This is a genomic window from Brevibacterium sp. CCUG 69071 (genome assembly GCF_021023135.1).
Lineage (GTDB): Bacteria > Actinomycetota > Actinomycetes > Actinomycetales > Brevibacteriaceae > Brevibacterium.
This window is the reverse complement of the sequence record NZ_PGFV01000004.1, coordinates 290781-315778: the sequence shown is the minus strand read 5'-3', so window position 1 is coordinate 315778 and position 24998 is coordinate 290781. Positions and strand designations below refer to the sequence as shown.

At 66.1% G+C, this 24998-nt stretch carries 24 protein-coding genes; 14 read left to right on the top strand and 10 right to left on the bottom strand.

The features are described from left to right. The first annotated feature begins 142 nt into the window (after window positions 1–142). Together CV023_RS13030 and CV023_RS13025 are read left to right on the top strand one after the other, a co-directional pair. A complete protein-coding gene (locus tag CV023_RS13030; protein ID WP_230746240.1) occupies window positions 143–1909 on the top strand; it encodes a flotillin family protein in 1767 nt (588 codons plus the stop codon). Between the two features lie 168 nt (window positions 1910–2077). Then, window positions 2078–2986, top strand: coding sequence for a cation diffusion facilitator family transporter (locus CV023_RS13025; protein ID WP_230746239.1), 909 nt, complete (start codon window positions 2078–2080; stop codon window positions 2984–2986). Window positions 2987–3033: 47 nt separating this feature from the next. On the opposite strand, the gene menC is transcribed toward CV023_RS13025, so the two are convergent. Beyond that, window positions 3034–4158 carry an o-succinylbenzoate synthase gene (gene menC / locus CV023_RS13020; protein WP_230746238.1) on the bottom strand — a complete coding sequence of 375 codons (1125 nt, stop codon included), beginning with the start codon at window positions 4156–4158 and terminating at the stop codon, window positions 3034–3036. Window positions 4159–4304: 146 nt separating this feature from the next. Here menC and CV023_RS13015 point away from each other — a divergent pair, with 146 nt between their 5' ends. Beyond that, window positions 4305–5270 carry an FkbM family methyltransferase gene (locus tag CV023_RS13015; protein WP_230746237.1) on the top strand — a complete coding sequence of 322 codons (966 nt, stop codon included), beginning with the start codon at window positions 4305–4307 and terminating at the stop codon, window positions 5268–5270. A 28-nt stretch (window positions 5271–5298) separates the two neighbouring features. Here the strand turns inward: CV023_RS13015 and CV023_RS13010 are convergent, their stop codons facing one another. Further along, the gene (locus CV023_RS13010; protein ID WP_230746236.1) at window positions 5299–6471 is read right to left on the bottom strand and encodes a M20 family metallopeptidase; all 1173 of its coding nucleotides are present in this window, start codon (window positions 6469–6471) and stop codon (window positions 5299–5301) included. Between the two features lie 116 nt (window positions 6472–6587). Here CV023_RS13010 and CV023_RS13005 point away from each other — a divergent pair, with 116 nt between their 5' ends. Continuing rightward, window positions 6588–8066, top strand: a complete 1479-nt coding sequence (locus tag CV023_RS13005; protein WP_230746235.1) for a glutamate--cysteine ligase — start codon at window positions 6588–6590, stop codon at window positions 8064–8066. A 23-nt stretch (window positions 8067–8089) separates the two neighbouring features. Here the strand turns inward: CV023_RS13005 and CV023_RS13000 are convergent, their stop codons facing one another. Continuing rightward, window positions 8090–8386 (bottom strand): cupin, encoded by a 297-nt coding sequence (locus CV023_RS13000; RefSeq protein ID WP_230746234.1) that lies wholly within the window; start codon window positions 8384–8386, stop codon window positions 8090–8092. 124 nt (window positions 8387–8510) lie between these two features. Between CV023_RS13000 and CV023_RS12995 the strand changes: the two genes are divergently transcribed. The 3 genes from CV023_RS12995 to CV023_RS12985 are packed head-to-tail and all read left to right on the top strand — an operon-like array spanning window position 8511 to window position 11315. After that, window positions 8511–9083, top strand: a complete 573-nt coding sequence (locus CV023_RS12995) for a peroxidase-related enzyme (protein ID WP_230746233.1) — start codon at window positions 8511–8513, stop codon at window positions 9081–9083. A gap of 4 nt (window positions 9084–9087) precedes the next feature. Beyond that, window positions 9088–10341 (top strand): pyridoxal phosphate-dependent aminotransferase, encoded by a 1254-nt coding sequence (locus tag CV023_RS12990; RefSeq protein ID WP_230746232.1) that lies wholly within the window; start codon window positions 9088–9090, stop codon window positions 10339–10341. Next, on the top strand, window positions 10338–11315 hold the full coding sequence (locus CV023_RS12985; protein ID WP_230746231.1) for a DMT family transporter: 978 nt from the start codon (window positions 10338–10340) through the stop codon (window positions 11313–11315). The genes CV023_RS12990 and CV023_RS12985 overlap by 4 nt, the downstream gene beginning before the upstream one ends. A gap of 3 nt (window positions 11316–11318) precedes the next feature. On the opposite strand, the gene CV023_RS12980 is transcribed toward CV023_RS12985, so the two are convergent. The 3 genes from CV023_RS12980 to CV023_RS12970 form a co-directional block, all read right to left on the bottom strand. Next, complete coding sequence (locus CV023_RS12980; protein ID WP_230746230.1) at window positions 11319–11678, bottom strand: ArsR/SmtB family transcription factor; 360 nt, start codon at window positions 11676–11678, stop codon at window positions 11319–11321. A gap of 92 nt (window positions 11679–11770) precedes the next feature. Beyond that, a complete protein-coding gene (locus CV023_RS12975) occupies window positions 11771–12826 on the bottom strand; it encodes an ABC transporter substrate-binding protein (protein WP_230746229.1) in 1056 nt (351 codons plus the stop codon). Between the two features lie 3 nt (window positions 12827–12829). After that, window positions 12830–13378, bottom strand: coding sequence for a peptidoglycan-binding protein (locus tag CV023_RS12970; RefSeq protein WP_413336761.1), 549 nt, complete (start codon window positions 13376–13378; stop codon window positions 12830–12832). 185 nt (window positions 13379–13563) lie between these two features. Here CV023_RS12970 and CV023_RS12965 point away from each other — a divergent pair, with 185 nt between their 5' ends. Continuing rightward, the gene (locus tag CV023_RS12965) at window positions 13564–13785 is read left to right on the top strand and encodes a hypothetical protein (RefSeq protein ID WP_230746225.1); all 222 of its coding nucleotides are present in this window, start codon (window positions 13564–13566) and stop codon (window positions 13783–13785) included. Between the two features lie 26 nt (window positions 13786–13811). Here the strand turns inward: CV023_RS12965 and CV023_RS12960 are convergent, their stop codons facing one another. Continuing rightward, entirely contained in the window at window positions 13812–14456 is a 645-nt protein-coding gene (locus CV023_RS12960) for a GyrI-like domain-containing protein (protein ID WP_230746223.1), read from the bottom strand. 101 nt (window positions 14457–14557) lie between these two features. Here CV023_RS12960 and CV023_RS12955 point away from each other — a divergent pair, with 101 nt between their 5' ends. The 4 genes from CV023_RS12955 (at window position 14558) to CV023_RS12940 (ending at window position 18750) form a co-directional block, all read left to right on the top strand. After that, window positions 14558–15226: a HEAT repeat domain-containing protein gene (locus CV023_RS12955; RefSeq protein WP_230746221.1), complete on the top strand. Its 669-nt coding sequence runs from the start codon at window positions 14558–14560 to the stop codon at window positions 15224–15226. A gap of 169 nt (window positions 15227–15395) precedes the next feature. After that, window positions 15396–16511 carry a MerR family transcriptional regulator gene (locus CV023_RS12950; RefSeq protein ID WP_230746562.1) on the top strand — a complete coding sequence of 372 codons (1116 nt, stop codon included), beginning with the start codon at window positions 15396–15398 and terminating at the stop codon, window positions 16509–16511. A gap of 186 nt (window positions 16512–16697) precedes the next feature. Further along, entirely contained in the window at window positions 16698–18161 is a 1464-nt protein-coding gene (locus CV023_RS12945) for an LssY C-terminal domain-containing protein (RefSeq protein WP_230746219.1), read from the top strand. 103 nt (window positions 18162–18264) lie between these two features. Continuing rightward, a complete protein-coding gene (locus CV023_RS12940) occupies window positions 18265–18750 on the top strand; it encodes an SRPBCC family protein (RefSeq protein WP_230746217.1) in 486 nt (161 codons plus the stop codon). 12 nt (window positions 18751–18762) lie between these two features. On the opposite strand, the gene CV023_RS12935 is transcribed toward CV023_RS12940, so the two are convergent. After that, window positions 18763–19416, bottom strand: coding sequence for a MarR family winged helix-turn-helix transcriptional regulator (locus CV023_RS12935; protein WP_230746215.1), 654 nt, complete (start codon window positions 19414–19416; stop codon window positions 18763–18765). A gap of 86 nt (window positions 19417–19502) precedes the next feature. Here CV023_RS12935 and CV023_RS12930 point away from each other — a divergent pair, with 86 nt between their 5' ends. After that, window positions 19503–20669, top strand: coding sequence for a hypothetical protein (locus CV023_RS12930; protein WP_230746213.1), 1167 nt, complete (start codon window positions 19503–19505; stop codon window positions 20667–20669). A gap of 70 nt (window positions 20670–20739) precedes the next feature. Here the strand turns inward: CV023_RS12930 and CV023_RS12925 are convergent, their stop codons facing one another. After that, the gene (locus tag CV023_RS12925; protein WP_230746211.1) at window positions 20740–22668 is read right to left on the bottom strand and encodes an acetate--CoA ligase; all 1929 of its coding nucleotides are present in this window, start codon (window positions 22666–22668) and stop codon (window positions 20740–20742) included. A gap of 144 nt (window positions 22669–22812) precedes the next feature. Between CV023_RS12925 and CV023_RS12920 the strand changes: the two genes are divergently transcribed. Further along, entirely contained in the window at window positions 22813–24006 is a 1194-nt protein-coding gene (locus CV023_RS12920; RefSeq protein WP_230746209.1) for a hypothetical protein, read from the top strand. A gap of 20 nt (window positions 24007–24026) precedes the next feature. On the opposite strand, the gene CV023_RS12915 is transcribed toward CV023_RS12920, so the two are convergent. Continuing rightward, window positions 24027–24995 (bottom strand): NAD-dependent epimerase/dehydratase family protein, encoded by a 969-nt coding sequence (locus CV023_RS12915; protein ID WP_230746207.1) that lies wholly within the window; start codon window positions 24993–24995, stop codon window positions 24027–24029. Window positions 24996–24998: the final 3 nt, after the last annotated feature.

The window sequence follows — 24998 nt, the reverse complement described above, 5'->3', positions numbered from 1 at the left end:
GGTGTCATCGCCAGGTTCCGCGGGCGCCGGCTGACCGGCTGCCTCGGCGGGAAACCTCCCTGGGCAAGGTTCCTGACCTCGCATAGGATGAACGGACAGGGCCGTTGGGCAGCCATCGGTCGCACATGCTCATCCTCAAGCGATGGAAGGCCCACTCATGGACCTGCTCTTCGGCGCCGGACTCATCGGCGTCATCGTCATTGTCATTCTGATCGCGCTCGTCGTCGTGCTGCGGTCCTACAAGATCGCCTCCCCCTCGGAAGCGCTCATCATCACCGGGCGCAATGCCAGCGGAGCCTCAGGCTCGGGGCGGATCGTCATCGGCGGACGTTCGGTGGTCTATCCGATCGTCCAGAAGGCGTTCATCCTCTCCTTGTCCTCGCGGCAGATCTCCGTCGAGATCGACGGCATCTCGAAGAACGGCATCGCTCTGCGTCTGCGCGGCGTCGCGCAGGTCAAGGTCGGCGGCACAGAGGACGATGTCCGCAAGGCCGCGCAGCGTTTCCTCGACCAGCAGGACCAGATCGACCACTACTCGAAGGAGATCCTCTCCGGTACTCTGCGCGCCGTCGTCGGCACGCTCACCGTCGAGCAGATCATCCAGGACCGAGCCTCCTTCGCCGCCCAGGTGCAGGAGGAGTCCGCGCACTCGATGAACAACCAGGGTCTGGTCATCGACACCTTCCAGATCTCCGCCGTCGAGGACGAGGGCAGCTACCTGCGCGACTGGGGTCGTCCGCAGGCCGCCGAAGTGGCCAAGAACGCCGCCATCGCCGAGGCGAATGCCTCCCGAGCCTCGGCTGTCGAGGAAGCGCAGCAGAATGAGGAGACCCAGAAGCAGCAGGCGCTGACCGATCAGGCCATCGCCGAACAGCAGCAGCAGCTGGCCCTGCGCCGCGCGGCTCTGAAGGAAGAGGCCGATCAGAGGCAGGCCACGGCCGATAACTCCGGACCGCTGGCCGCGGCGGCCGAGAAGCAGAAGCTGCTCGAGAAGGACCGCATCGTCGCCAAGGAAGCGGCCGAGCTGCGCGCCGAACAGCTCGACGCCGAGGTGCGCCGACCGGCCGATGCCGAACGCTACCGGCAGCAGGCAGAAGCAGACGCCCGGGCCTATGAGATCGAGGCGCAGGGTCGGGCCGAGGCCGCGGCCGAACTGCACCGTCGGTCCAAGGACGCCGAAGCGATCCGCCTCGAAGGTGAGGCCCAAGCGGATGCGATCCGTGCCCGCGGTGAGGCCGAGGCCGAAGCCCTGCAGGCGCAGGCCGAGGCGTACAAGAAGTTCAACGACGCTGCCGTGCTCTCGAAGGTCCTCGAGGTGCTGCCGAATATCGCCGGGGAGCTGGTCGCTCCTTATGCGAACATCAAGGATCTCTCGATCGTGTCGACAGACGGGGAGTCGAAGCTCGCGAACTCGGTGTCGAACAACCTCGCGCAGGTCCTCGAGGTCGTGCGCGGGACGACGGGCATCGACCTCTCCGACCTCGTCACCAAGGCGCAGAACCAGGGCGGAGCCACAGGCCCCGGCTCCGGCGGAGCGGGGGCTGCGGGAGGTTCGGGAACCGGCGGGCCCGGTTCGGGTGGTCCCGGCTCGGGATCGGGCGGGACCTCCGGTGGAACCGAGACGAACGAGCCAGACTCGGGCGGCACCGCCTCGGCGGGAGATGATTCCGGTGACGGTCGAGTCGTCGAGGGATCCCTCGCGGAGGGACTGGACCCGTCCAACTGGGGCCGGAAGAACTTCGACCCGAAGGACTACCTCGACGAGAACGGTGAGCTCGACCTCACGCACATCGGCGACGATGTGAAGAAGGCGACCGGGATCGACGTGCAGGGATACATCTCCGAGGCACTCCGCCGCCGCGATGGACGCAATGGCGGCTCCGACGGCGGGCCCGGCGACAAGAGCTGAACCGGTCCTGATGAGAGCCGAGGCGGAGAGACTCCCGCCTCGGCTCTCTCATGTATTCAGGTACGACAGCATGGACTGGGGCGCGTCGGCGCGAGCGTCCGGTGTGATCCGGATCTATTTCATAAAAACATAAACATATGTTAATGTGAAGCTTCTGAGGAGGTTTCCATGGCACATGACCATTCGCACGGCACGGGATCGCGGCGACAGCTCGCGATCGTGTTTTCCATCGTTCTGGGGATCTTCGTCTTCCAGCTCATCGGCTCGATCATCACCGGAAGTCTTGCGCTGCTCATCGACACCGGGCACAACGCGGTCGATCTCATCGGCATCGGGATCGCACTGTTCGCGGCGACCCTGGTGCGCAGACCCGCTCGCGGTCAGAAGACCTGGGGGTTCCGCCGCGCCGAGGTGCTCGCCGCCGGAGCGCAGGCGACTCTGCTGCTCGGGCTCGGCGTCTACAGCCTCGTCGAGGGCATTCGCCGCTTCTTCGCGCCGCCCGAGGTGCCCGGACCCGAGCTGCTGATCTTCGGCGCGATCGGTCTGGCGGGCAACATCGTCTCGATCATCATTCTGAGCTCATCGAAGAACGACTCTCTCAATCTCAAGGCAGCCTTCCTCGAGGTCATCGCCGACGCCCTCGGCTCGGTGGCCGTCATCGTCGCAGCGGTCTCCATCTGGCTCTTCGACTGGACCCGTGCGGACGCGGTGGCCGCACTGTTCATCGCCGCGCTCATCGTGCCGCGAGCGTTCTCGATTCTGCGCGAGACCGGGTCGATCCTGCTTGAAGTCGCACCGAAGGAACTCGACCTCGACAAAGTCAAGGAACACATCGAAGGAGTCGAGCATGTGCAGGAAGTTCACGATCTGCACGTAACCCGCATCGACTCGAACCTGCCCGTGCTCACCGCCCACGTCGTCCTTGCCGACGAGTGCTTCTATGACGGTCATGCACCCAGGATCCTCACTTCACTGCAGGAGTGCCTGGCCGAGCACTTCCAGGTCGCCATCGAGCATTCGACTTTCCAGTTCGACCGGGCGAAGGATGCCGCGCAGGAGACCCATACTCACGGGTGAGGGATGGGCAGGCTCAGGCCGAGCGGCCGTGGCTTGCCTACGCAGCTTCAGATTTCGGGCAGAATCTCGATCGACTCCGTGCGGAAGCGTTCGAGCTTCTCCGGGTCGATCGAGACGCCGAAGCCGACCCCGGTGGGGACGTCGACCTTGCCGTCGCGCATGACGATCTCCTCGGTAATGTCCTCATGGAAGAAGCGATTCGACCCGGAGATGTCACCGGGCAGGGTGAAGCCCGGCAGAGATGCCAAGGCGGCGTTGGCCGCACGGCCCAGGCCCGTCTCGACCATGCCGCCGTGCCAGACGGCGACTCCGTGGGCGGCGGCGAGGTCATGGATCTTCTTCGCCTCGATGAAGCCGCCGACGCGGCCGGGCTTGATGTTGATGACTGCGGCAGCCCCGAGCGAGATCGCGTCGGCAGCCGCCTCGGCGGAGACGATCGACTCGTCGAGGCACATGGGAGTCTCCATCAGCTTCGCGAGTTCCGCGTGCTGCCGGATATCGGCCTCACCCAAGGGCTGTTCGATGAGCAGCAGTCCATAGTCATCGAGGCGGCGCAGGTGGGAGGCATCGACGAGGGTGTAGGCGGCATTGGCGTCGACCTGGAAGTCGAAGTCATCGCCGAAGGCCTTGCGCACGGCGGCCACGGGCGCGATGTCCTTGCCCGGTTTGATCTTGAGCTTGATCCGCGCGTACCCCTCGTCGAGATAGTCGCCGATGACGCGGACGGTGTCCTCGACGGAGTCCTGGATGCCCACCGAAACGCCTGAGGGCACCGAGTCGACGACCCCGCCGAGGTACTCCTTGAATGACTGACCGTGGAGCTTGAGCTGGGCCTCGATGACGGCCATCTCCAGGGCGGACTTCGCCATCGGATGGTCGATGACGTGGCGCAGGTGCCAGGACACGGTTTCGGCCGTGAGGTCGTCGATGTCGAAGAGGATCGGGGCGAGCCAGCGCTTTGTGACATCGATGCCCGAGGCCAAGTACTCCGAGGAATAGAGCGGGGCGATCATCGCCACCGACTCACCCCACCCGGTGATCTCGCCCTTCGGGGTGTCGAACTTCGCCTCGACGAGATAGCAGTCCTTCTCGGTCTCCCGCATGAACGAGGTCTCGAACGGGGTGACGAGGGGGATCGACACCTGATGGAAGGTGATCGAGGTGAGCTTCATATGCCTTGCTCCTGCTTCGCAACTTGGGCTGATGATCTTGTCACCCAGCCTATCTCCACCGGCGGGATCGCGTAGCGGAGCAGTGGAGCGCCACCTCAGTCATTGATACGGTTGAGCGAAGGGTTCGCGCAAAGATGGAGAGCCACATGAACGACTATCTCAGTTCGCTCAAGGCCCGGAAGCAGACTTGGTTCGGGCTCAAGCTCCCGGTCAAGGCTGCCCTCGCACAGCCCATCCTCCACCCAGTTCTGCGTGCGGTGGCTCCCCGCATCAACGGCATCAAGGTCGGCAGGCTTCCCGCCCCGATCGGGCTGACCGAGGTGCGCGGTCGCTCCGGCGGCGGCGACTTCTATCTCGTCGATCCGTTCCGGTGCGAGATCGCCAAAGAGTTCTACTGGGGCCAGGGCCGCCGCACCGAAGAAGAGGACGCCTTCGCCCTCGACCTCATGGTCGATCTCAGCCGCGACGCCGAGGTGTTCCTCGACGTCGGCGCCTACACCGGCGTTTTCACGATGGCCGTCCTCGCGGCGAACCCGAACGTGATCGCCCACAGCTTCGAGATCATCCCCGCCGTCGTCGCGGGTCTGGAGAAGAACGTCGCCCGCAATCACCTCGGCGAGCGAGTCACCGTCCACCCCACCGGGGTGGGCCGTCCCGGGGAGACCATGCAGGTGCCCACCGGCGACGGGGGATCGGCGCTGCCGTCCTTCTACTCCGCATCCATGGACTTCGAATCCGGCGCCGAGGTGCGCTTCACCTCGCTCGACGAACTCCTCCTCGAACTGCCGACGACCGCTGTCGAACCCTCCGACGCCGGCCCGAAGGTGACGGTGAAGATCGATGTCGAAGGCGCGGAGAACGATGTCCTCTCACACGGACAGGAATTCCTCGACGCGCTCCGGCCCGACATCCTCTGCGAAGTCCTCGACGATCGAGCGAAGCCGGATGAGCTCATGAGCGTGCTGGGTCAATTCGGATACCACTACTACCTTGTCGGCCGTGACCGCCTGACCGCGTACGACGAGATCGTGCCGGACCCGCATTTCCGCGACTGGCTGTTCACGACGAAGAATCCCGACGTTCTGCGAGCCGCCGGCTACCCGATCGACTGACTGCCGGGTGCCCCGGGACGCCGCGGGCTCAGCCCTGCAGCTGGTCGGCGATGAGGGCCGCGAGCAGGGCGGTGCGAGGAGCGATCTCATCGACCACGGCGTGCTCGTGCTCGGCATGCGCCCCATCGCCGACGGCGCCGAGGCCATCGAGGGTGGGGATGCCGTCGCCGGCGGTGAAGTTCCCGTCCGAGGCCCCGCCGACGGAGACGCCCTCCGGTGCTGGCAGGCCGAGCTGCGCCGACAGTGCGGTGGCTCGTTCGAACAGGGCCGCGGACTGCTCCTTCTCGAACGGCGGCCGGTTGATGTCGCCGAGCACCTCGGTCGTCGACCCCTCGAGCTGCGGATTCTGCGCCAGCTCGCGGATCTGCGCATCGACGCGTTCGAGCTCGGCTGCGGTGCGGGCCCGGACATCGACGTCGACGCGCGCCTCGGCCGGCACGGTGTTCGAGGTGGTCCCCGCGCTGATCACGGTCGGCACCACGGAGGTCCCGGCATCAGAATCGGCGAGGTCGGCCACCAGTGGCAGGGTCAGCGCCAAGGCCATGCCGGCGTTGATCCCCTTCTCTGGTTCGAGTCCGGCATGCGATGCCTTGCCCCGGAAGACGAGGACGTAGTTGCTAGTGCCCTTGCGCTCGAGCTTGAGCGCACCGCCCGCGCTCGCCTCCATCACATACACGGCCTTCGCCTCGGCCGCCTCGGCGCGGATGAGATCGGAGGAGGTCAGTGAGGCGATCTCCTCATCGCCGGTGACCAGGATCGACAGGCCGTTCAGGGCATCCTCGCCGAGGCTCTCGCGCAGGATCGCGGTCGCGTGCACGCTCATGATCGCCCCGGTGAGCATGTCGAAGCTGCCGGGACCGCGGAGGATCCCGTCGGTGATGGAGAAGGGAAGACGCTCGAGTGTGCCGTGGGGCCACACGGTGTCCTGGTGGTTGAGGAGGACGACGCGGGCCGGGCCGTCTCCGAAGCGCAGGCGCACGTGGGAGGTTCCTTCGACGGTGAGGATCTCCGCCTCGGCGCCGAGGCGCTCGCGCAGCAGATCGACGAAATCCTGGGCCCCGGCGGCGACTGCCTCCTTGTCCGAGGACGGGGTCTCGCGAGTGATGACCCGCTCGATATCGGCAAGGATCGTCGGCAGACGCTTCTCGGCCTGAGCGAGGAGGTCAGCGGGCAGTAGCAGTGAGCTGGAGGTCGAAGTCATGACTGCGATTCTACGGTGGAAGTCACGCGTCGGCCGTAGCGTCCGGATCGTGCGACCGGTAAGGAAAACTCGACGCCGAGGGGCGCGGAAGGGCCTGTCTGTGGTTTGCTTGTTCCATGGGTGAGGCAGTCAATTCTAAGCGGTACACGCCGGAAGAACGCACGCTGTATCGGGAGAAGCTCGCGGAGAACCTCGAACTCTTCGACACCTACCTGCGGCATGCCGAATTCAAGTCCGCAGGCACGATCGGGCTGGAGCTCGAGCTCAACCTCGTCGATGCGGACAATCAGCCGAGCCTGAACAATACGAAGGTTCTCAGCCGACTCGACGACGAATACCAGTCCGAGATCGGCGGCTTCAATCTCGAACTCAACCATCCCGTCCTCCAGGTCGCCGGACGCGGGCTGAAGACGCTCGAAACCGGGGTCTCCCACCGCTTGGGCAAGGCCCAGAAGGCCGCCGAGGCGGAGGGACTCAAGGTCGCATCGATCGGCACCCTGCCCACCCTGAGCACCCAGTTCCTCACCGACGAGAAGTGGATGACCGAGGAGAACCGCTACGAGGCGCTGAGCAACTCGGTCATCGACGCCCGGGGCGAATACGTGCAGATCGAGCTCGGCCGGGAAGAGAACTACCGCGCCGAATTCGCCGACATCGCCCCCGAATCCTCGTGCACCTCGATGCAGCTGCACCTGCAGGTCGCGCCGAACAAATTCGCTGATGCGTGGAACGCCTCCCAGGCGATCGCCTCGGCCCAGGTGGCGATGAGCGCGAACTCGCCGCTGTTCGTCGGCCGCCGGCTCTGGCACGAATCGCGGATCCCGATCTTCACCCAGTCCATCGACACCCGCACCCCGGAACTGGTCAACCAGGGAGTGCGCCCGCGCGTGTGGTTCGGCGAACGGTGGATCACCAGCGTCTTCGACCTGTTCGAGGAGAACGTCCGCTACTTCCCGCCGCTGCTGCCCGAGATCAAGGACTTCGTCGAGTTCAGCGAGGCCGACGCACCGAAGCTCTTCGAGCTCAACCTGCACAACGGCACCGTGTGGCGCTGGAACCGCCCGATCTACAACTCGGGAGACAACGGAGCGCACATCCGGGTCGAGAACCGCCTGCTGCCTGCCGGCCCGACCCCGGTCGACATGGTCGCCGACGCCGCCTTCTACTACGGTCTTGCAGAATTCCTGGTCGGCGAGAATCGGCCCGTCTGGTCTCGCATGTCGTTCAAGGAGGCCGAGGAGAACTTCTTCGCCTGCGCGAAGAACGGCATCAACGCGCGAGTGACCTGGCCGAAGATCGGCAACATCGGCGTCGCGGACCTCGTCACCGACGTCCTCATCCCGCAGGCGAGGCGGGGCCTGAGCCGACTGAACATCGACAAGGACGTCATCGAGGAGTACATGTCGATCATCGAAGGCCGGGCCGAGCGCCGGGCCAACGGTGCGACGTGGCAGCTGCGGATGCTCGATCACCTGGCGCCCGGCAGCCGACCGGACTCACCTGAACGCCGGGACGGGCTCAAGGCGATGATGGACGCCTACCTGGAGAACCAGGCCTCCGGCGAACCCGTGCACACCTGGAACGTGCCCGTCTGACAGGTCCACCCCCTCGGGCGAACTCAGAGGCGTTCGACCTCGACGAAGACGACATCGGCGCTGCCGCCGGGATTCGAGACCTCGTGTTCGGATCCGGCCGGACGCGTATAGGTCACCCCTGCCTCGAGTTCGGCGGTGATCTCCGTCCCGTCGGAGTTCCTCACGTGCATCGTGTCGGTGACCATGGGCACGACGACGTACTCGTGCTCGTGCTGATGCATCGGAATGACACCGCCGGGCTCGATGGTCCAACGCGTGACGCGGAAGACTTTGTTGTCGAGCTGGACCTCACCCGTCGAACCGGTGTTCTCGTCGCTCATGATTCCACTCCTCGTGATCGTCATCGATGGTCTCTCACTCACACTAGCGGTGATGTCGGAGGTGTCCAGCCCCGTCCGTGACCGGCGGCACAGAACGGGGGCCGCGACAGCTAGCATGGGCCGTATGCGATACCCATATGCTGACATCGACGAAGTCGACGACGACATCCGCGAGCAGATTCTGGCCGTGTCCGAGAAGTCCGGCTTCGTGCCCAATGTCTTCCTCTCACTCGCCCGCCGGCCCGCCGAATTCCGCGCCTTCTTCGCCTACTACGACGCGCTGATGGAGAAGGAGACGGGGAATCTGAGCAAGGCGGACCGGGAGATGATCGTCACGGCCACCTCGGCGGTGAACAATTGCCTCTACTGCGTCGTCGCACACGGCGCGGTCCTGCGGATCTTCGAGAAGAACCCCCACATCGCCGACCAGGTCGCCGTCGACTACCGCAAGGCCGACATCACCGGCAGGCAGCGAGCTATGCTCGACTTCGCGATGAAGGTCTGTCAGGAACCCTGGACCGTCGGCGACCCCGACTTCGCCGCCTTGGCCGAGCACGGCTTCGACGACGAGGACGCCTGGGACATCGCCGCGATCACCGGGTTCTTCGGCCTCTCGAACCGGATGGCCCACATCGGCGCAATGATGCCCAATCCCGAGTTCTACCTGATGGGCCGCGTCCCCAGGGAAAGGAAGTGAGACGATGACCGCCCACACCCCCGCCGAGGCGACCGCCGCCTCCGCCGATCCCCTCGCCTCCGCGACCGCCGCCCCGGCGCTGCGCGGATCGGCTCGCGCCGCTCGCGTCGTCCCCTTTGCCGCGATGGACATCGTCGCCACCGTCCAGCAGATGCAGCGGGCCGGGCGCGACACCATCGCCATGTGCCTGGGCGAACCCACCCAGGGTGCCCCTGCCCCTGTGCGCCGGCGCGCCGCCGAGGTGCTCAGCGACGGCACGAACCTCGGCTACTCCGCGGTCTTCGGGATCCCCGAACTGCGGGAGGCCATCGCCGGGCACTACCGCGACTGGTACGGCGTCGACATTCCGATCGAGCGCATCGCGGTGACCACCGGATCCTCCGGAGCCTTCCAGACCGCGTTCCTCTCCTGCTTCGACGCCGGTGACCGGGTGGCCCTGGCCCGACCCGGATACGGTGCGTACAAGAACATCCTCGCCGCCCTCGACTGCGAGGTCGTCGAACTCGACTGCGGTGCCGAACACGGCTTCCAGCCCACCGTCGACCTCCTCTCCGCAGCCCACGCCCAAGCCCCGCTCAAGGGCCTGATGCTCGCCTCCCCGGCGAATCCGACGGGCACGATGATCGGAGCGGACCACCTCGGCGAGCTCATCGCCTGGTGCCGGGCCAACGGGGTGCAGGCGATCTCCGACGAGATCTACCACGGCATCAGCTACATCGGCACCCCCGGCGAGACCGCGCTGGCCCACGACGACGAAGCGATCGTCATCTCCTCGTTCTCGAAGTACTGGGCGATGACCGGGTGGCGGCTCGGGTGGGCGATCCTGCCCGCCTCACTGACTGTCGCCGCGAGCGGGCTCACCGGCAACTTCACCCTCTGCGCCCCGGTGCCGGCCCAGCATGCCGCCATCGCCGCATTCACCGAGGAGTCCTACGCCGAATGCGAGGCGGCGGTCGCCTCCTTCGCCCGGGCCCGCGCGCACGTCCTCGACGCCACCGATGACCTGGGCTTCACGGACGTGGCCCCGCCCGACGGGGCGTTCTACATGTATGCGCGCATCGACGAGATCCTGCGCCGAACCGGGTTCGAGACCTCGGCGCAGTGGTGTCAGGCGCTGCTCGACGCAACCGGGGTCGCTTTGGCTCCGGGCGATGACTTCGATTCGGTCAACGGGTCGCGGTCGGTGCGACTGTCTCTGGCCGTCGGTGCGGACCGGACCGCCGAGGCGCTCGACCGCATCCTCGATTTCATGGCATGAGCGATCCGGGCGGAGCAGGTCCGGCGGAAGTCCCACCGGGAGTCCCGCCGGACAACCGACCTCCAACCGCGGAGGAGACGGGAAACGGCGGGGCCCTGCCGACGCTCGGCGTTATCGTCGCGGCCGTGCTCCTAGGATCGGCCGGCCTGTTCGTCATCCTCGCCGAGGCGACCGCCCCGACCGCAGCGTTCCTGCGCTGCTGGATCGCGGTCCTCGTTCTCGCGCCGTTGGCCTACCGGGAGCTGCGGAGGTTCGGCCGACTCCCTGCGAAGGCGGTGCTCCTCGCCGCCGTCTCGGGTGCCGCGCTCGGGCTCGACTACGTGCTGTGGGCACAGAGCGTCCTCGATGCCGGTCTCGGTGTCTCAACCGTGCTCATCAGTGTCCAGGTCATCGTCTTCCCCACGCTGGTCTGGGTCTTCGGGGGTTCGCGACCCGGCTGGCTGTTCATCGGCTGCATCCCGATCATGATCGTCGGCATGCTGCTGACCGGGGGAGTCTTCGGCGCGGATGCCGCGGCTGCGAATCCGACTAGGGGCGCGATCTTCGGGATCTTGTCCGGGATCCTCTACGGCGTCTACATCTTCGGCATACACCAGTGCCGCCGCCTGGCACCGCGCTTCGTGATCGCCCCGGTCGAGGTCGGCACGATCGCCGCCGCGGTGATGACGGCGATTGCGGGCATCGGACTGGGCGGTCTCGACTTCGACCTCGGCTGGGACGGCTGGGCGTGGATGCTCGCGCTCGCGGTCTGCGGTCAGGCCCTGTCGTGGGTGCTGCTGAGCGTGTCGAGTCCCTTGGTGCCGGTGCCGAGGACCGCCGCGCTCATGCTGCTCCAGCCCTTGTCAGCGGTGGTACTGGGGTCGTTCATCGCCGGAGAGAGGCTGCAGCCGGCGCAGTGGATCGGGGCGGTGCTCGTCGCCGCTATCGTGTGGGTCGTCGGTGGTGGGCCGGAGGCGCTGCGGAAGCGCCGGTGAGGATCAGTGCTCGTGGCCTTCGACGGTGTGAGCGAGGGCGTCGAGGATAATGTGGGCGACGTGATCATCCTTGAGCGAATAATAGGCCTCACGCCCGACTCGATTGACCCCGACGAGGTGGAGGCCGCGGAGGAACTTCAGGTGCTGGGACACCAGGGGCTGGGACAGCTCCGTGGATTCGACGATGTGTGTGACGGTGGCTTCCCCGTGGGCGAGGACGAGCAGCATCTTCAGCCGCGACGGTGTGGCGAGTGCCTTGAACAGGTCGGCGGTCTCGGTGATGGCCTCAAGATTGTCCTCGGGGTTGCGCAGGAGCTGTTCGACTGCGGCGGTGACCGGAGCGGGATCTTCAGTGGAGGCCATGAACAGAGATTACCGGAGAACGGTGTCGGCGAAGCAACTGAGGTGAGCGTATGCTCGGGCTCTCGGCTGCTTGGAACCCGGGCGGGAACTCGTCAGGGTGTGCCCTGTTCGGCCTTGCCCAATTCGTCGGGGATGTTCTCGAGCAGCCAGTCGCAGCTCAGCGGTGACAGGTTCGTCAGCGCGGTGTAAGCATCGTCGTCGAGGACGCTGTAGTGCTTACCGCGGATGACCGGAACCTCGCGGTAGAAGGGGTCGGCGAGCTCGGACTCGTCGAGCAGTCCCTGCCCGCTGTCGGGGAAGTGGATGAGCAGGATGTCGGCGTCGAGATCGTCGACCTCGTCCTTGGTCACCGAATGCTTCTTCGCCGAGTACTCCTGTGCGGCCGAGTCGGGGAACAGTCCGAGGTTGTCGAAGAAGCTGGTGTCGCTGCCCTCGAAGGAGAGATAGTCGATGGAGTCCTTGCGGACATCGGCCAGAGCATAGGTGGTGTCCTCGAATTCGAGGTGATGAGAGGCGACGTCCTCGGCCCGGTCGGTGACCTTGCTGACCGCGCTCTTGGCCTCATCCGCGCGGTTGAGGGCGGTGGCCACGGCCGCCGTGCGATCCGTCCATGAGTCGGTCTCGTCGGAGGCGACGACCGGGGCGATGTCCGGGAGGTCGTCGAAGTGCTTCTCTGCGTCGCTGAGGCCGGTGGCGAGGATGATGTCCGGGTTCGCAGACTTGATGGCCTCAAGGTCGGGGCCTTTCGCGCCGTCATAGGTCTGCGGGGAATCGAGACTCTCGTCCTCGATCTTCTGACTCGCCCAGGGGCTCAGCTGTGAGTCGGAGTCTGTGCCCGTCTCGGAGTCGTCGGCGGCCGTGGCGGTGTCTGCGGGTGCGATCACCGGGTCGGCGCCGAGTGCCAGGGCGATGTCGAGGTCGGTCGAACTGGTCACGGCGACCGTCTTCGGCTGGTCCTCGATCGTCGTGGCGCCGAAGGGCGAGTCGATGGTCTGCGGATAGGGGCCGTCGGCGTGCCCGGCCTTGTCCGGAAGCAGAGTGCACCCGCTGATGGACAGGCCGATGCCGACCGCCAGCGCTGTCGCCGCGTATGCTTTTGCGGGCGGGACGCATACCTTTGCGGGCAGGATCGGTCGGTTCGTCGTCACCACTCAGCTCAGCGCTTCGACGTCGTTCTGTGACCCGATGAGGTCATCGGCCAGGGTCTCCCACTGTGCGTAGGCGTCGGGCAGGGCCGAGCGCTGCACGGCCTGGGCCGCCTCGGTGGGGCTCATCCTGTGCCACCCGTCGATCTGCTCAAGGCCGGGATTCTCGATATCCGGGTTGATGCCGTAGAACGACTTGGAGGCATAGACCGGGTCGTTGAGTCGATGCGGTTCGCCCCAGCCCTGGGAAGGGCGCTGCTGGAACAGCCCGATCGAGTCGCGGTCACCGGAGTCGAGGTTGCGCAGCGACGATTCCTGCAGGGCAGTCATCAGCGCAATCCTGATCGCCTCGTCGTCGAACCCCCCGCCGCGCCCGACGCCGATGATGAGTCGGGCGTTGTCGATCTGCTGTTCATTGAGCTGGTTGACCGAGGCCATCTGCATCTGCCTGATCTTCGTGGATCCGAATGAGACCGGTGAGTTGACAATGATGACCGCCGCCACGGCGAGTGCCGTCACTGCTGCCCCGAGGCCGATCAGGGCACCAACGAGCATGGACCGGCGGCCCTTGCGGTGTCGTGTCTGTCGAGGCATGAATATAACGATACTGCAACAAACTTAAGGCTCAATGTACCCACGCCGTGCCTTTTGTCACAGAACGGTCACGGAAGTTCCGTGATGTGTCAACCCTGCACCCTCCGCCGACGTCGCGATCCGCCGAGTTCTCATAGGCTCGAACCATGCCTTTCTACTCCCGACGTCGCCCTCAGCGAAGCCCTCTGGTCGGTTGTGCGCTGGCCGCCGTCATCATGTTCGCGCTGGGCCTGGCCGGCATCGTGGTCGCGATCGTCGCGGTGCTCGTCGTCGGTGATCGGAGCTCGAGTGATCCCGATGCCGCCGACCCCCAGCCCACCTCGAGCACGACCGCTCCGACGACCGGCGGCTGGTCGAGCGGAGGCTGATTCCCCTCACCTGATCTCGACCGGCATCACCCGCCCTCGACCCGGACGACCGGTTGGCGCAGGATCGTTCGCAGCCGCTCAGGGGCGACCCGTCGGAAATCGCTGAGATAGATCTCGTGATGTTTCCCGGCCAACTCGAATCCGCTCTGGGGAACGACCTCGTCGTGCAGCCGGGCGAGGACTTCCGCCTCGGCGTCGAAGGGTCCGATGTACAGGGTCTGGATGCAGGTGCCTTCCCGGAGCTGTTCCAGGCGGATCTCGCCGAGGCGGGGCGTCGTTGTCTGCGCCTGTGCCCTCTTCTTTTCTCGCAGTGTGTCGGTGACCCGATCGACATCGTCGCCGCTGAGCCAGTCGGGAACGAGGAGCATGAGCGTGTAGTCCCAGCGCGACTTGTCTCTGGCAGTTGTGAAGGCAGACATGTCGTCTGCCCACCACAGCGCTTCGAGCGGGGGAACGACATAGTCGCGTTCGAGCTCGCGCTTGCTGAGGAATTTGAGACCGTAGGCCAGCGGATAGAGGGATTCGACGGCCGAAGTGAACTCGGGTGAGGAATTCGGATCACCATGCCCGTCGATCATCAGATACTGCCGCGCGGGCAGTTCGAGGGTCTCGAATTCCCCGCGCTTGGCGCGATAGCCGAGCATCGACTTCTTCGGATCGATCTTGTCCATATTCCGGAGCCTACAGACCGGGGCGGAAGCTTGACGGCCGCACCGCGCTTGACCTTGACACACTGTCAAGGTCTTCACTGATGATCAAGGAGGTGGAGACCATGACCAATCCACAGCAGCAGAACCTGACCCGAGCCCTGGCCGGGTCGAATCCGCAGCAGCGCCTGCAGGCCGCAATGGCGATCGGCACCCGCGTCGAGGTCAGCGACCTCGAGGCGCTGATCAGCCGATCCCGGACCGAACCCGACTTCTTCGTCCGCGACATGCTGACCTGGGCACTCACCCGACTTCCCGCCGAAGCGACCGTGCCCCGCCTCATCGCCGAGCTCGACTCCGATGGGCCCCAGGCGCAGAGCCAGGCCCTGCATACGCTGTCCAAGATCGGCGATCCTCGGGCCTGGGCGGTCCTCGACCCGGCTGTCAGCGGCACCCGCTTCATCGCCCACTCCGACGCCGAGGTGGCCCGGAGTGCCTGGCGAGCCGCCGCCGCTCTGGTGCCGGGGGAGGCGCGCGAAAGATTGGCAGCCGATCTGGTCACACAGCTGGGGCGCGGCGATATCGAGATGCAGAAGAGCCTCAGTCGCGCGCTTGTGACCCTCGGTGACGATCTCGTGTCAGTGCTCGATGAGAGTCTGTCTGCAGAGGACGACACAGTGCGGGCACACGCCATGGTGACCCGGGATATGTATGACGATCCCGACGCCGGATTCGCTCACGCCTTGAGCGACGCCAAACGGGTGGTCGCGCTGGGGTCCGAGGCTACGGCATAGATCGACTTCGGGAAGGGTCGATCATCCGCTCCGGCGCCGGGTGGGGCAAGCCCGGTGCAGGAGCGACCGCAGCTTCGGACCCCTTCCTCCGGTCGATGAGTGCGGCATACTCGAGAGGGGTGCATCCGCGGCCCGGATCCCTCAACAGAGTCAGGGAAGAGAGTTGGCAATGCTGATCGGCGAAGTGGCCAGACGCTCCGGCGTGAGCGCGAGAATGCTGCGTCACTATGAGTCGCTCGGTCTCATCTCGCCCAGTGACCGCACCGCGAGCGGATACCGAGAGTATTCGGCCGAGGACATCGGGCGGATCTTCCATATCGAAGGCCTGCGCAAACTCGGAATGAGCTTGGCCGAAGCCGGCACCGTGCTCGACGATCCCCAGTTCGACGCCGGCCGGCTGATCGGCGATCTCATCGCACAGTCCGAAGAGCGCATCGCCACCGAACGCGCACTGCTCCGCCGCCTTGAGCAGATCGACGAACTCGGAGGCATCGACGGAGAATCGCTGCTGCTCACCATCGATCTTCTCCGGTCCCTCGAATCCGGTGACGTCATCCAACGCCACAAGGCCGCATTGGGCAGCGGGGTCGACGGCAGCGTGCCCGTCGAATCGCTCTCGGCGGCGGTGCTCAGCGAGACCGTTCTCAATGCCGCCGGGGCGATGCGCTGGGCGCTCGCCCAGTCGGGCTCAGACGCTGTTCGTCACCTGGCGAAGGGGATGGACTCGACCGCTGTCGATGTTCGTCGCAACGCCGTTCGCGCCTTGGACGAGATCCGCAGGAATACGCCCTCGGACGAGCTCGACGATGCGAGCCGCGCGACGATCATGACAGCTCTCCGCTCAGTCCTGGGGGACACCGACCTCGAGGTGCGCACCACCTCGGCGCTCATTCTTGCCCAGCTGAGGGACCCGTCTGCGGTGCCCGATCTGCTCGACATGGCCATGGACGGGCCCAAGGACATCGAAGCCGCCGAGGCGCTCGCCGCCTTTGTCATCCTCGGTGCGGATGCCACCGGGCAGGGCCAGGACCTGGGTGAACAGGATCAGGGCTCGAGCCGGCAAATTCCGGGGCAGATCATGGCCGAACTGCGTCGTCACGCCTCCTCGCCCGATGCCGTCGAACGCTTTCGGGTCCTCCAGGTGCTCATGGAGATTCCGGGGCACGAAGTCGACGACTTCATCGCGGAACTGGCCGCCGACGGCAGCCGCGAAGTGGCGGCGACCGCGACCGCGGCGCTGCAGCGACGACGAGGCGACCGACGGGCGCCCGACTTCGACGGGTGAGTCAGCCGCCGAATTCGACGGGTCAGCCACCCGACCACCTCGCCAGGTGAGTCAGCCACCCGACCACCTCGCCAGGTGAGTCAGCCACCCGACCACCTCCGCGATTGAGCCACCCGACCACCTCGGCGGGGTGATTCGGGTTCTCCTCATTCCGGCGGGCGAGGAACGCTCACTAAACTGTTCCTCATGACTTCGGGAACGACGGCGCCGGAACCGAGCCCCAGCGGCCCGGCGGGACGAGGGCGACACAAACAGTCGTTCGTCTATCGGCGCCACCGTTTCACGGTCACCGGAGTCCTCGACTACGTCTTCTTCCTCTTCGGAGGTGCCTCGTCGTCCTGGCTGGCGCTGCTCATCCTGCTCAAGGGGTTCAGCCTCGGCTGGTGGCAGGTGCTCACTCTGCTCGCCTTCTGGGCGGTCGTGTCCTATCTCGCTCTGCCCAGGCTGCACCGCATCCTGTCGCAGATCTACGTGCCCAACTACTTCATCGGGCGGACGCGGACCTCGGACGGGCTGCTGGGGGATCCGGTCAATCTGGCATGGCGGGGCGATGAGGCGCAGATCCACCATGCCATGAAGGCCGCCGGGTGGATCCTCGCCGATGGAATCACTCCGGCGTCGACCTGGGAGATCATCCGTTCGACGGTGACCAGGCGCAGCTACCCGCAGGCCCCGGTGTCCCCGCTGCTGCTGTTCGGTCGGCGGCAGGACTTCGCCTACCAGCAGGAGGTCGATGGGGACCCCGGGCAGCGTCATCACGTCCGGTTCTGGAAATGTCCGACCGGATGGCTGCTTCCCGGCGGTCATCAGGCGGACTGGCTGGCCGCCGGAACCTACGACAAGAGCGTCGGAATCTCGCTCTTCACCCTCCAATTCACTCACAAGATCGAAGAGAACACCGACGTCGAACGCGACTACATCGTCGACACCGTGACCGGGCAGGACCGGTCGATCCGGGTCGAGCACATCGAGGACTTCTCGACCGGCTACCACTCCCGCAACGGCGGCGGGGACGCGATCATCACCGACGGCGATCTGCCGATACTCGAAGTCGGCGAGGTGGTCGCCGACGAAGCCGATTCCCCGGACCGTCTTGAGCTCGCCCTCGACGCGACCCAGATCTACACCGAATCGAGATCGGTCTCCGAGGTGACGAAGACCCTGTGGCGCAAACGGCCGCTGCAGACGGTCGTCGGGGCCGCGCTCGTGTTGGTTCTGCTCCTCTTCCAGGCGTGGGATGTTCTCAGCACGGTCCTTGACTGGGACGGTCTGCGCACCGAGGTCACCGACTACAGTTCGGACATCGACTCCCTCAGTGACGAGACGGCCACGAGCATCGCCGCCGGAATCCTCATCGGACTCAGCCTGCTCATCGGCTGCCTCCAGGTGATCGCCTCCGCCTCGGTGTTCCGTGGCAGCAACCGGGCGCGGCTGTGGATCCTCACGCTGTCGACGATCTCCGTGATCGTGTCGATGACGAACTACTTCACCGGTGACCGCGACCTGGCGACGAACATGTACGCGCTGACCACGATCGCCATGCAGGTTGCGGTGCTGCTGTCGCTGTCCAGCGATTCCTCACGGCTATTCACCCGCTTCAGCACCGCCGCTCTGCGGGCAGAGCGGCAGGATCGGGCGCTCGAAGACTGACGCCGCGGAGGCCAGGTGCCGGTGCTGTGTATCCTGACGGTGACAGTGCATCGACGATGCCGAGTCCGACTCGGGCCGCATCCAGGCGAAGAGGTGGCACCCCATGACCGATAAGTCCGATGACGCGTCCGTCTTCGACAGCATCGACCCCGCCTTCAAGGTCGTCAGCGTCGAGCTCGGCATCGATGCGCCTGCGGCGACAGTGTTCGAACTCATTGCCGACCCCACCCGGCAGCCCGAATGGGACGGCAACGACAACCTCGGCTCCGCCGTCGCCGGACAGCGGGTGGTCGAGGTTGGCGGCTCCTTCATCACCACTCTGACCAAGGGCGTCGACCGTGAGAATCACATCGTCGACTTCGCCGAGGGCAGTCTCATCGCCTGGAAGCCCTCCGAGATAGGCGGCGAACCCTTCGGCCAGAAGTGGGTCTGGGAGCTCGAGCCCACGGGGGAGGGCTCCTGCCTGGCTCGTCACACCTATGACTGGACCGAGCTGCGTGATCCGCAGCGTCTGCCTCGCGCGCAGTCGACGACGGCTGCGAGTCTGCTCGCCTCTCTCAAGCGACTCAAGGCGCTCGCCGAAGGCTGAGCCTCCGTCCGTCTACCGCGGCCACGCCTCGGCGAGGCGAGTGAGGAGATCGGCCAGCTGCGCGCGCTCCGTCTCCGAGAACGAGTCGAGTGCGACATCGACGCTGGCCCGCTGCGCACCGAGGAATCGGTCCGTGATCGTTCGTCCCTTCTCCGTGAGGGCGATGAGCGTGCGCCGGGCATCCTCGGGGTCGGCCTCCCTGCGCAGCAGGTCGAGTTCGACGCCCTGAGAGACGAGTCGTGACGCTCGGGGCTGATCGACGCCGATCGCCTCACCGAGCGCGCTCACACCGATCGCATGCCCCACCTGAGCGAGGGCGATGAGCAGACGAAGCTGGGCTCTCCCGCCGAGGTGGCCCCCGAGTCGGCGTCCCCACTCGCGCCAATCCTCGTGGTTGGGGTGGGATCCGCGACCGTCCCTGCCGTGGCCGTGGCCGTCATCGCCCGGGCTCGGTCTGCCCCGACCTCCGCCGTGAGGACCGAAGGGCCCTCCCTTGGCAAAGGGTCCGCCTTCTCCGAAGAGGCCGTTCTTGCCGAAGGGTCCGTTGTCATCGAAGGCTTCGGGGCCCGGGCCGCCGCGCCTGCCCCCGGGGCCGCCGAACCCTCTTCTCCACTGGAGCCGTGTGAGGGCCTGGGAGATCTTCTCGGTCGGATCGTCTGTTGTCATGCTTCGATTTTACATGTCCCTTGACATGCTTCGTGAATGCATGTCACTATACATATACATGTCAGATAACAAGTAAAGGAGATGACATGTCCACCCACGAACACAATGACAACGACAAGAACTTCGGCGAAGGCAAGAACCTCGGCAAAACCGAGAACGACAACACGGACCCCGAGGCGGATGACCGTCCAACTACCCATCAGGCGTCCACCGATGAGTCCGCCACGCATGAGTCAGGCAGCAATGAGTCAGCCGACGATGCGTCAGCCAGCCATGCGTCAGCCGGCCATGAGGCCGGCGCAGGGTCACCCCAGCTGGCCGACCTCATCCGCCAGGCAGGGCAGACGCTGCGCAGAGAATACTTCGCGGCGATGGAAGACGCCGACATCGATCCGCGCGAATTCGCCGACATGCGCCGCAGGGCTCATCGCCGACGTGACGCCGATGTCGTCGACGAAGGCACGGTGCTGGACGAAGATACAGCGCGCGACGACAGCGGAGTGCTCGACGAAGGCGCCGCGGGCGACGACGGCGCTGTGCGTAACGACGGCGCTGTGCGTGACGAGCCCTGGGGCGAGGGCCGTGACGGATTTGCCGCCGCGGATGATCTGCGCGAACGGATCCACGCACTGCGTGACCAGGTGAGCTCGCGGGTCGAAGACGTGCTCGACAGCGAAGAGCTCGAGAATCTCACCTCCTCGCTGAAGAAGATCGTCACCGACCTCGCGCCGAACGACGAAGACGCCGAGGCTCTGCGCGAGTCGATGCGTGAGTTCGCCCGCGATCGCGGCCGTCGGCATGGACGTCGCGGCGACCGACACGGCTTCGGGTCTCGACACGGCTTCGGACCTCGACGTGGATTCGACCCTCGCGCGGACTCCGACGACGACCGTGAAGGATCACGGCCGTGGGGATTCGGTCCCCGCGATTTCGGTCCACGTGGAGGTTTCGATCCTCGCGGTGCCGATCGTGATGACTACGACCCTCGCCGTGATGAGGACCCTCGCCGCGGCTCCGGCGACCGTCGTCGAGGTGGGAGGGGCGGCCGTCGCGGCTTCGGTCCGCGCGGTGGGTTCGATCCACGACGCGGGTTCGACCCACGACGCCACTTCGACCCCAGGGGCGGTTGGGATGCCGACTGCGATCCGCGCGAGTTCTTCGCGCAGTGGATGCACGGGGCGAAGGACCGCGGCCGCGAAGACGCATATGAACGCGGATTCGCCGCCGGCTTCGCTCAGGGCCGGGAGTCTTGAGACCCAAGCCAAGGCCCGGAACAGCCGGCGGAGACCGGCCGTTCCGGGCCTGGCTGGGACAGAGCCGGACCTACCGCCGGAGCACCGACTCCAGGGCATCGAGAACTGCTCGGTCCTCGATGGTCGAAGGCACCGCCGGGGATTCGACACCGTCGGCGATCTCGCGCATGGTCTTGCGCAGGATCTTCCCCGACCGGGTCTTCGGCAGGGCGGAGACGATATCGACCTGCCGGAAGGCCGCCACCGGGCCGATCTCCTTGCGCACCAGCGCCACGAGTTCGTCGGTGATGACCGCAGGGTCGACCGCCTCGGCGGAATCCCCGAGAATCACGAGGGCACGGGGACTCTGCCCCTTGGTCTCATCGTGGACGCCGATGACGGCGGTCTCCGTGACCGCCGGATGCGAGGCGATGACAGCCTCGATGATGCCCGTCGACAGGCGGTGGCCGGCGACGTTGATGACGTCATCGGTCCGACCCATGACAAAGACGTACCCGTCGTCGTCGAGGTAGCCGGAATCGCCAGTGAGATAGTAGCCGTCGAAGGCCGCCAGGTACGAGGACACGAACCTCGAATCGTCGCCCCACACGGTGGCCATGGTGCCCGGAGGCAGGGGCAACCTCATCACGATCATACCCTCCTGACCTGCGGGAACGGGCTGCCCGGAGGGATCGAGGACCTCCACCTGATAACCGGGAACCGGTTTGGTCGGTGATCCCGCCTTGAGCGGGAAGCGGGTGAGACCGAGCGGATTCGCCGCAATCGGCCAGCCGGTTTCCGTCTGCCACCAATTGTCGACCACGGGAATCTCACGTCCGGTCGCCTCGGCGAGGATCTGCGTCGTCCACTCATAGGTATCCGGGTCGAGGCGCTCGCCGGCGAGGAACGACGCCCGCAGGCTGGACAGGTCGTATTTCTTGATCAGCGCGCCCTCCGGATCCTCCTTGCGAACGACTCGCATGGCAGTCGGCGCGGTGAAGTGGACGTTGACGCCGTGGTCCTCGATGATCCGGAAGAAGGTGCCGGCGTCGGGGGTGCCGATCGGCTTGCCCTCGAAGAGCACCGAGGTGACCCCGGCCAGCAGCGGTCCGTAGACGATGTAGGAATGGCCGACGACCCAGCCGACGTCCGAAGCGGTGAACATCGTGTCGCCCGGGTTGAGCCCGAAGATGTTCGGCATCGAGTAGGCCAAGGCGACCGCATAGCCGCCCGAATCGCGGACGATGCCCTTCGGTTTGCCGGTCGTGCCCGAGGTGTAGAGGACGTAGAGCTCATCGGTGGCCTTGACCGTGACCGGGTCGATGCCCTCCGGCGTCGCGGCGAGGAGTTCGGCATAGTCGAGGTCGCGTTCGCCCAACTCGCAGCGGTGCTCGTCGCGTTGGACGATGACGGTGAACTCGGGTTTGTTCTCGGCGATGTCGATCGCCTCATCGAGCATCGGCTTGTACTCGAGGATGCGGTTCTTCTCGACGCCGCACGAGGTCGAGATGACGGCCTTCGGTGCCGTATCGTCGATGCGCACGGCGAGCTCGTTCGGGGCGAAGCCGCCGAAGACGACGGAGTGGATCGCGCCGATCCGGGCGCAGGCGAGCATGGCGATCGCGGCTTCGGGCACCATCGGCATGTAGATGACGACGCGATCGCCCTTGGTCACGCCGCGGTCGGACAGGGCTCTGGCGAAGCGCGAGACCTCGCCCTGCAGCTCCGCATAGGTGATCGTGCGGATGGTGTCGGTGACAGGGGAGTCGTAGATGATCGCCGCCCGGTCGCCGAGTCCGTTCGCCACGTGGCGGTCCACCGCGTTGTAGCAGACATTGAGTTCGCCGTCGGGAAACCAGCGGTAGATCGGAGCATTCGAATCGTCGACCGCCCGAGTCGGTTTGGTGACCCAGTCGATGTGCTCCGTGGCCTGCTCGAGCCAGAATCCGTTCGCGTCCTCGGCGATGCGAGCGATGACATCCTCGTAACCGGGCGCGGTGTTCTGCGAGTTCGTATCCATGTATTCATTGTGACCCATGGCACAGCCGATCGCCGAGACGGGGGTGGGCCCGTCTTCCTTTGTCGAGGCCGGAGTGCGACGATCTCGACCACGAATCCACCCCCGGATCCCGGCAGAAACCCCGGAACAGGGCACAATGGGGTTATGAGATTCCTGGTTGCACTGATCCTCGGACTCGGCGTTCTGTTCGGGCTCAACGTCTTCGTCGACTTCTTCTCGATGGAACGGCCGTGGGGCTCGATCTTCATGGGCGTGACGGTCGGCCTGACGATGCTCATCGTCCTGCTGGTCTGGGAGGCCGTGAAGCCGACCCCGAGCAAATCGGAGGCGACGAAACCGCAGCGCAGCGAGGAGGAGCGGGCGAAGGCCCGAGCCGAACGCCGCGCACGTCTGGCCGCCGAGGCGGGTGTGAGTCTCGATGACATCGAGGGTGCCGTGCCCCCACCGAAGGCCGCGGAGGCATCCGAGTCCGATGGCGACCCGAAGGCCACCGCCGAGGCGGATTCTCCGGAAACTTCTGAAACTCCGGAAGCCACGGAAACTGCGGAATCCCCGGAATCCGGCGAGCGGTCCTCGGTGGAATCGGCAGGCCCTGCCGAGGAATCGAGTCTCGGTTCTAGTGCTGACTCGAGCTCCGATCCGAGCACGTCGGCACTGCCCGAGACGACGACCCAGACTGCGTCCGAGACCGAGACCGAGACCGAGACCGAGAGCGCAGCCGTACCGGAAGCGCCCGGAACCGCAGCCGCACCCGATTCGGGGGTACCCTCCGAGCGTGGCACCGAGGCCCTGACGGTCAAGACCGCTCAGCCCGAGCCGAAACCTGCGAACGTGAATCCTGCTCCCGCGGTCGGCGACAGTAGCAGCGAAGGCGACGCAGCTACGAGCTCCGGTGACAGCGAGCCCGCGCCCAGCGCTGACCCGACACCGACCACCGGGCGCCACGCCGCCGTGCCCGAGGCGAGGCCGAGCGAAGACACGGACCTGCCTGCTCCGCCGCCGATCCGCCCGAGTGTGCCGCCGCAGTCGAGTGCTGAGGAGTCCCCTGTACCGCCCGCACCGGCGAACAGCCCCGAAACTCTTGCCCCCGATGAGTTCGACGAGGACGCCACGGGCTCATCGCTTGAGAACCCACCGACAGGAGAACCCGGAGTCTCGGTGGATGCGCTCGAGGATTCCGAGGCCGCGGAGACCGGCGAAGCCGAAGGACTCAGGGCGCCCGACGATGACGCAGATTCGGACGACTCGACGGGCAAGAGCTCGGATCGCGCCGACGACCCCGGTGAGCCCAACGAGACTGACGACTCGGCCGAGAACCGGAACAGCTACCGCCTCTGAGCGGATGAGCGGATGTCTGCTCAGGCCGAATAGTGCTGGGCGAGGATTTCCAGTCCCTCTTCGACGCTGACCCGTGGTCGCCAGCCCAGCACCTCGTGGGTCCTGCGCTGATCGAACCAATGGGCGGTCGAAAGCTGCTCGGCGAGGAAACGTGTCAGCGGCGGCTCATCGTCATGCTCACCCAGATCCCACACCTTCTCGACCACTGAACCGGCCGCCAGCGCCGGGGCCACGGGGATCCGCAGCTTCGGCTCGGACGCGCCGCCGGCGATGGCGATCCGCGACATCAGTTCGCCGATCGGCCGCGGCTGGCCGTTCGTCACCACCAGGGCCTCCCCGTGCTTGGCATCGACGGCGTCGAGAGCGGCGACGATCGCCTCGACCGCATTGTCGACGAAGAGAGTGTCGACCAGTGCCGCACCCGATCCGAGCACCGGCATCCGCCCTGACCGGGCGCGATCGATGACACGTTCGGTCAGCTGCGCATCCCCCGGCCCCCACATCAGATGCGGCCGGAGCACGAGCACCCGGAAGTCCGCAGAATCCGCTGCCAGCGCGATGAACTCACCGGCGGCCTTCGTTCGGGCATATTCTCCCCGAGCATGATCCGGTGAGGCCGGTCCCGCTCCCTCTCCGATGATCGACTCACCGGTATGCGCCACCGACGGCGAGGAGATGTGGATCAGACGCGGCACCCCCGCCGCCTGCGCCGCTTCGACGAGGGTGCGCGTGCCGCCGATGTTCACGGCCTCGAAATCCTTGGGGTCACCCATCATCGAGACCTTCGCCGCCAAGTGCACGACCGCCTCGGCGCCGGTCAGCGCCTCGGTGACGGTGGACGGATCGGTCACGGACCCGATGACGTCGCGGGCCCCTTCCGCGCCGGAGGGCCGCCGCTGCAGGGTGGTGACCTCATGCCCTGCGGCGATGAGGGCGCGAGCCACGGACGAGCCGAGGAGTCCGGAGGCCCCGGTGACGGTGATTCTCATGAG

Bases quoted from the DNA above. Each gene is read 5' to 3' on its own strand.
- CV023_RS13030 (WP_230746240.1), top strand. From the start codon at position 143: ATGGAAGGCCCACTCATGGACCTGCTCTTCGGCGCCGGACTCATCGGC.
- CV023_RS13025 (WP_230746239.1), top strand. From the start codon at position 2,078: ATGGCACATGACCATTCGCACGGCACGGGATCGCGGCGACAGCTCGCG.
- menC (WP_230746238.1), bottom strand. From the start codon at position 4,158: ATGAAGCTCACCTCGATCACCTTCCATCAGGTGTCGATCCCCCTCGTC.
- CV023_RS13015 (WP_230746237.1), top strand. From the start codon at position 4,305: ATGAACGACTATCTCAGTTCGCTCAAGGCCCGGAAGCAGACTTGGTTC.
- CV023_RS13010 (WP_230746236.1), bottom strand. From the start codon at position 6,471: ATGACTTCGACCTCCAGCTCACTGCTACTGCCCGCTGACCTCCTCGCT.
- CV023_RS13005 (WP_230746235.1), top strand. From the start codon at position 6,588: ATGGGTGAGGCAGTCAATTCTAAGCGGTACACGCCGGAAGAACGCACG.
- CV023_RS13000 (WP_230746234.1), bottom strand. From the start codon at position 8,386: ATGAGCGACGAGAACACCGGTTCGACGGGTGAGGTCCAGCTCGACAAC.
- CV023_RS12995 (WP_230746233.1), top strand. From the start codon at position 8,511: ATGCGATACCCATATGCTGACATCGACGAAGTCGACGACGACATCCGC.
- CV023_RS12990 (WP_230746232.1), top strand. From the start codon at position 9,088: ATGACCGCCCACACCCCCGCCGAGGCGACCGCCGCCTCCGCCGATCCC.
- CV023_RS12985 (WP_230746231.1), top strand. From the start codon at position 10,338: ATGAGCGATCCGGGCGGAGCAGGTCCGGCGGAAGTCCCACCGGGAGTC.
- CV023_RS12980 (WP_230746230.1), bottom strand. From the start codon at position 11,678: ATGGCCTCCACTGAAGATCCCGCTCCGGTCACCGCCGCAGTCGAACAG.
- CV023_RS12970 (WP_413336761.1), bottom strand. From the start codon at position 13,378: ATGCTCGTTGGTGCCCTGATCGGCCTCGGGGCAGCAGTGACGGCACTC.
- CV023_RS12965 (WP_230746225.1), top strand. From the start codon at position 13,564: ATGCCTTTCTACTCCCGACGTCGCCCTCAGCGAAGCCCTCTGGTCGGT.
- CV023_RS12960 (WP_230746223.1), bottom strand. From the start codon at position 14,456: ATGGACAAGATCGATCCGAAGAAGTCGATGCTCGGCTATCGCGCCAAG.
- CV023_RS12955 (WP_230746221.1), top strand. From the start codon at position 14,558: ATGACCAATCCACAGCAGCAGAACCTGACCCGAGCCCTGGCCGGGTCG.
- CV023_RS12950 (WP_230746562.1), top strand. From the start codon at position 15,396: ATGCTGATCGGCGAAGTGGCCAGACGCTCCGGCGTGAGCGCGAGAATG.
- CV023_RS12945 (WP_230746219.1), top strand. From the start codon at position 16,698: ATGACTTCGGGAACGACGGCGCCGGAACCGAGCCCCAGCGGCCCGGCG.
- CV023_RS12940 (WP_230746217.1), top strand. From the start codon at position 18,265: ATGACCGATAAGTCCGATGACGCGTCCGTCTTCGACAGCATCGACCCC.
- CV023_RS12935 (WP_230746215.1), bottom strand. From the start codon at position 19,416: ATGACAACAGACGATCCGACCGAGAAGATCTCCCAGGCCCTCACACGG.
- CV023_RS12930 (WP_230746213.1), top strand. From the start codon at position 19,503: ATGTCCACCCACGAACACAATGACAACGACAAGAACTTCGGCGAAGGC.
- CV023_RS12925 (WP_230746211.1), bottom strand. From the start codon at position 22,668: ATGGATACGAACTCGCAGAACACCGCGCCCGGTTACGAGGATGTCATC.
- CV023_RS12920 (WP_230746209.1), top strand. From the start codon at position 22,813: ATGAGATTCCTGGTTGCACTGATCCTCGGACTCGGCGTTCTGTTCGGG.
- CV023_RS12915 (WP_230746207.1), bottom strand. From the start codon at position 24,995: ATGAGAATCACCGTCACCGGGGCCTCCGGACTCCTCGGCTCGTCCGTG.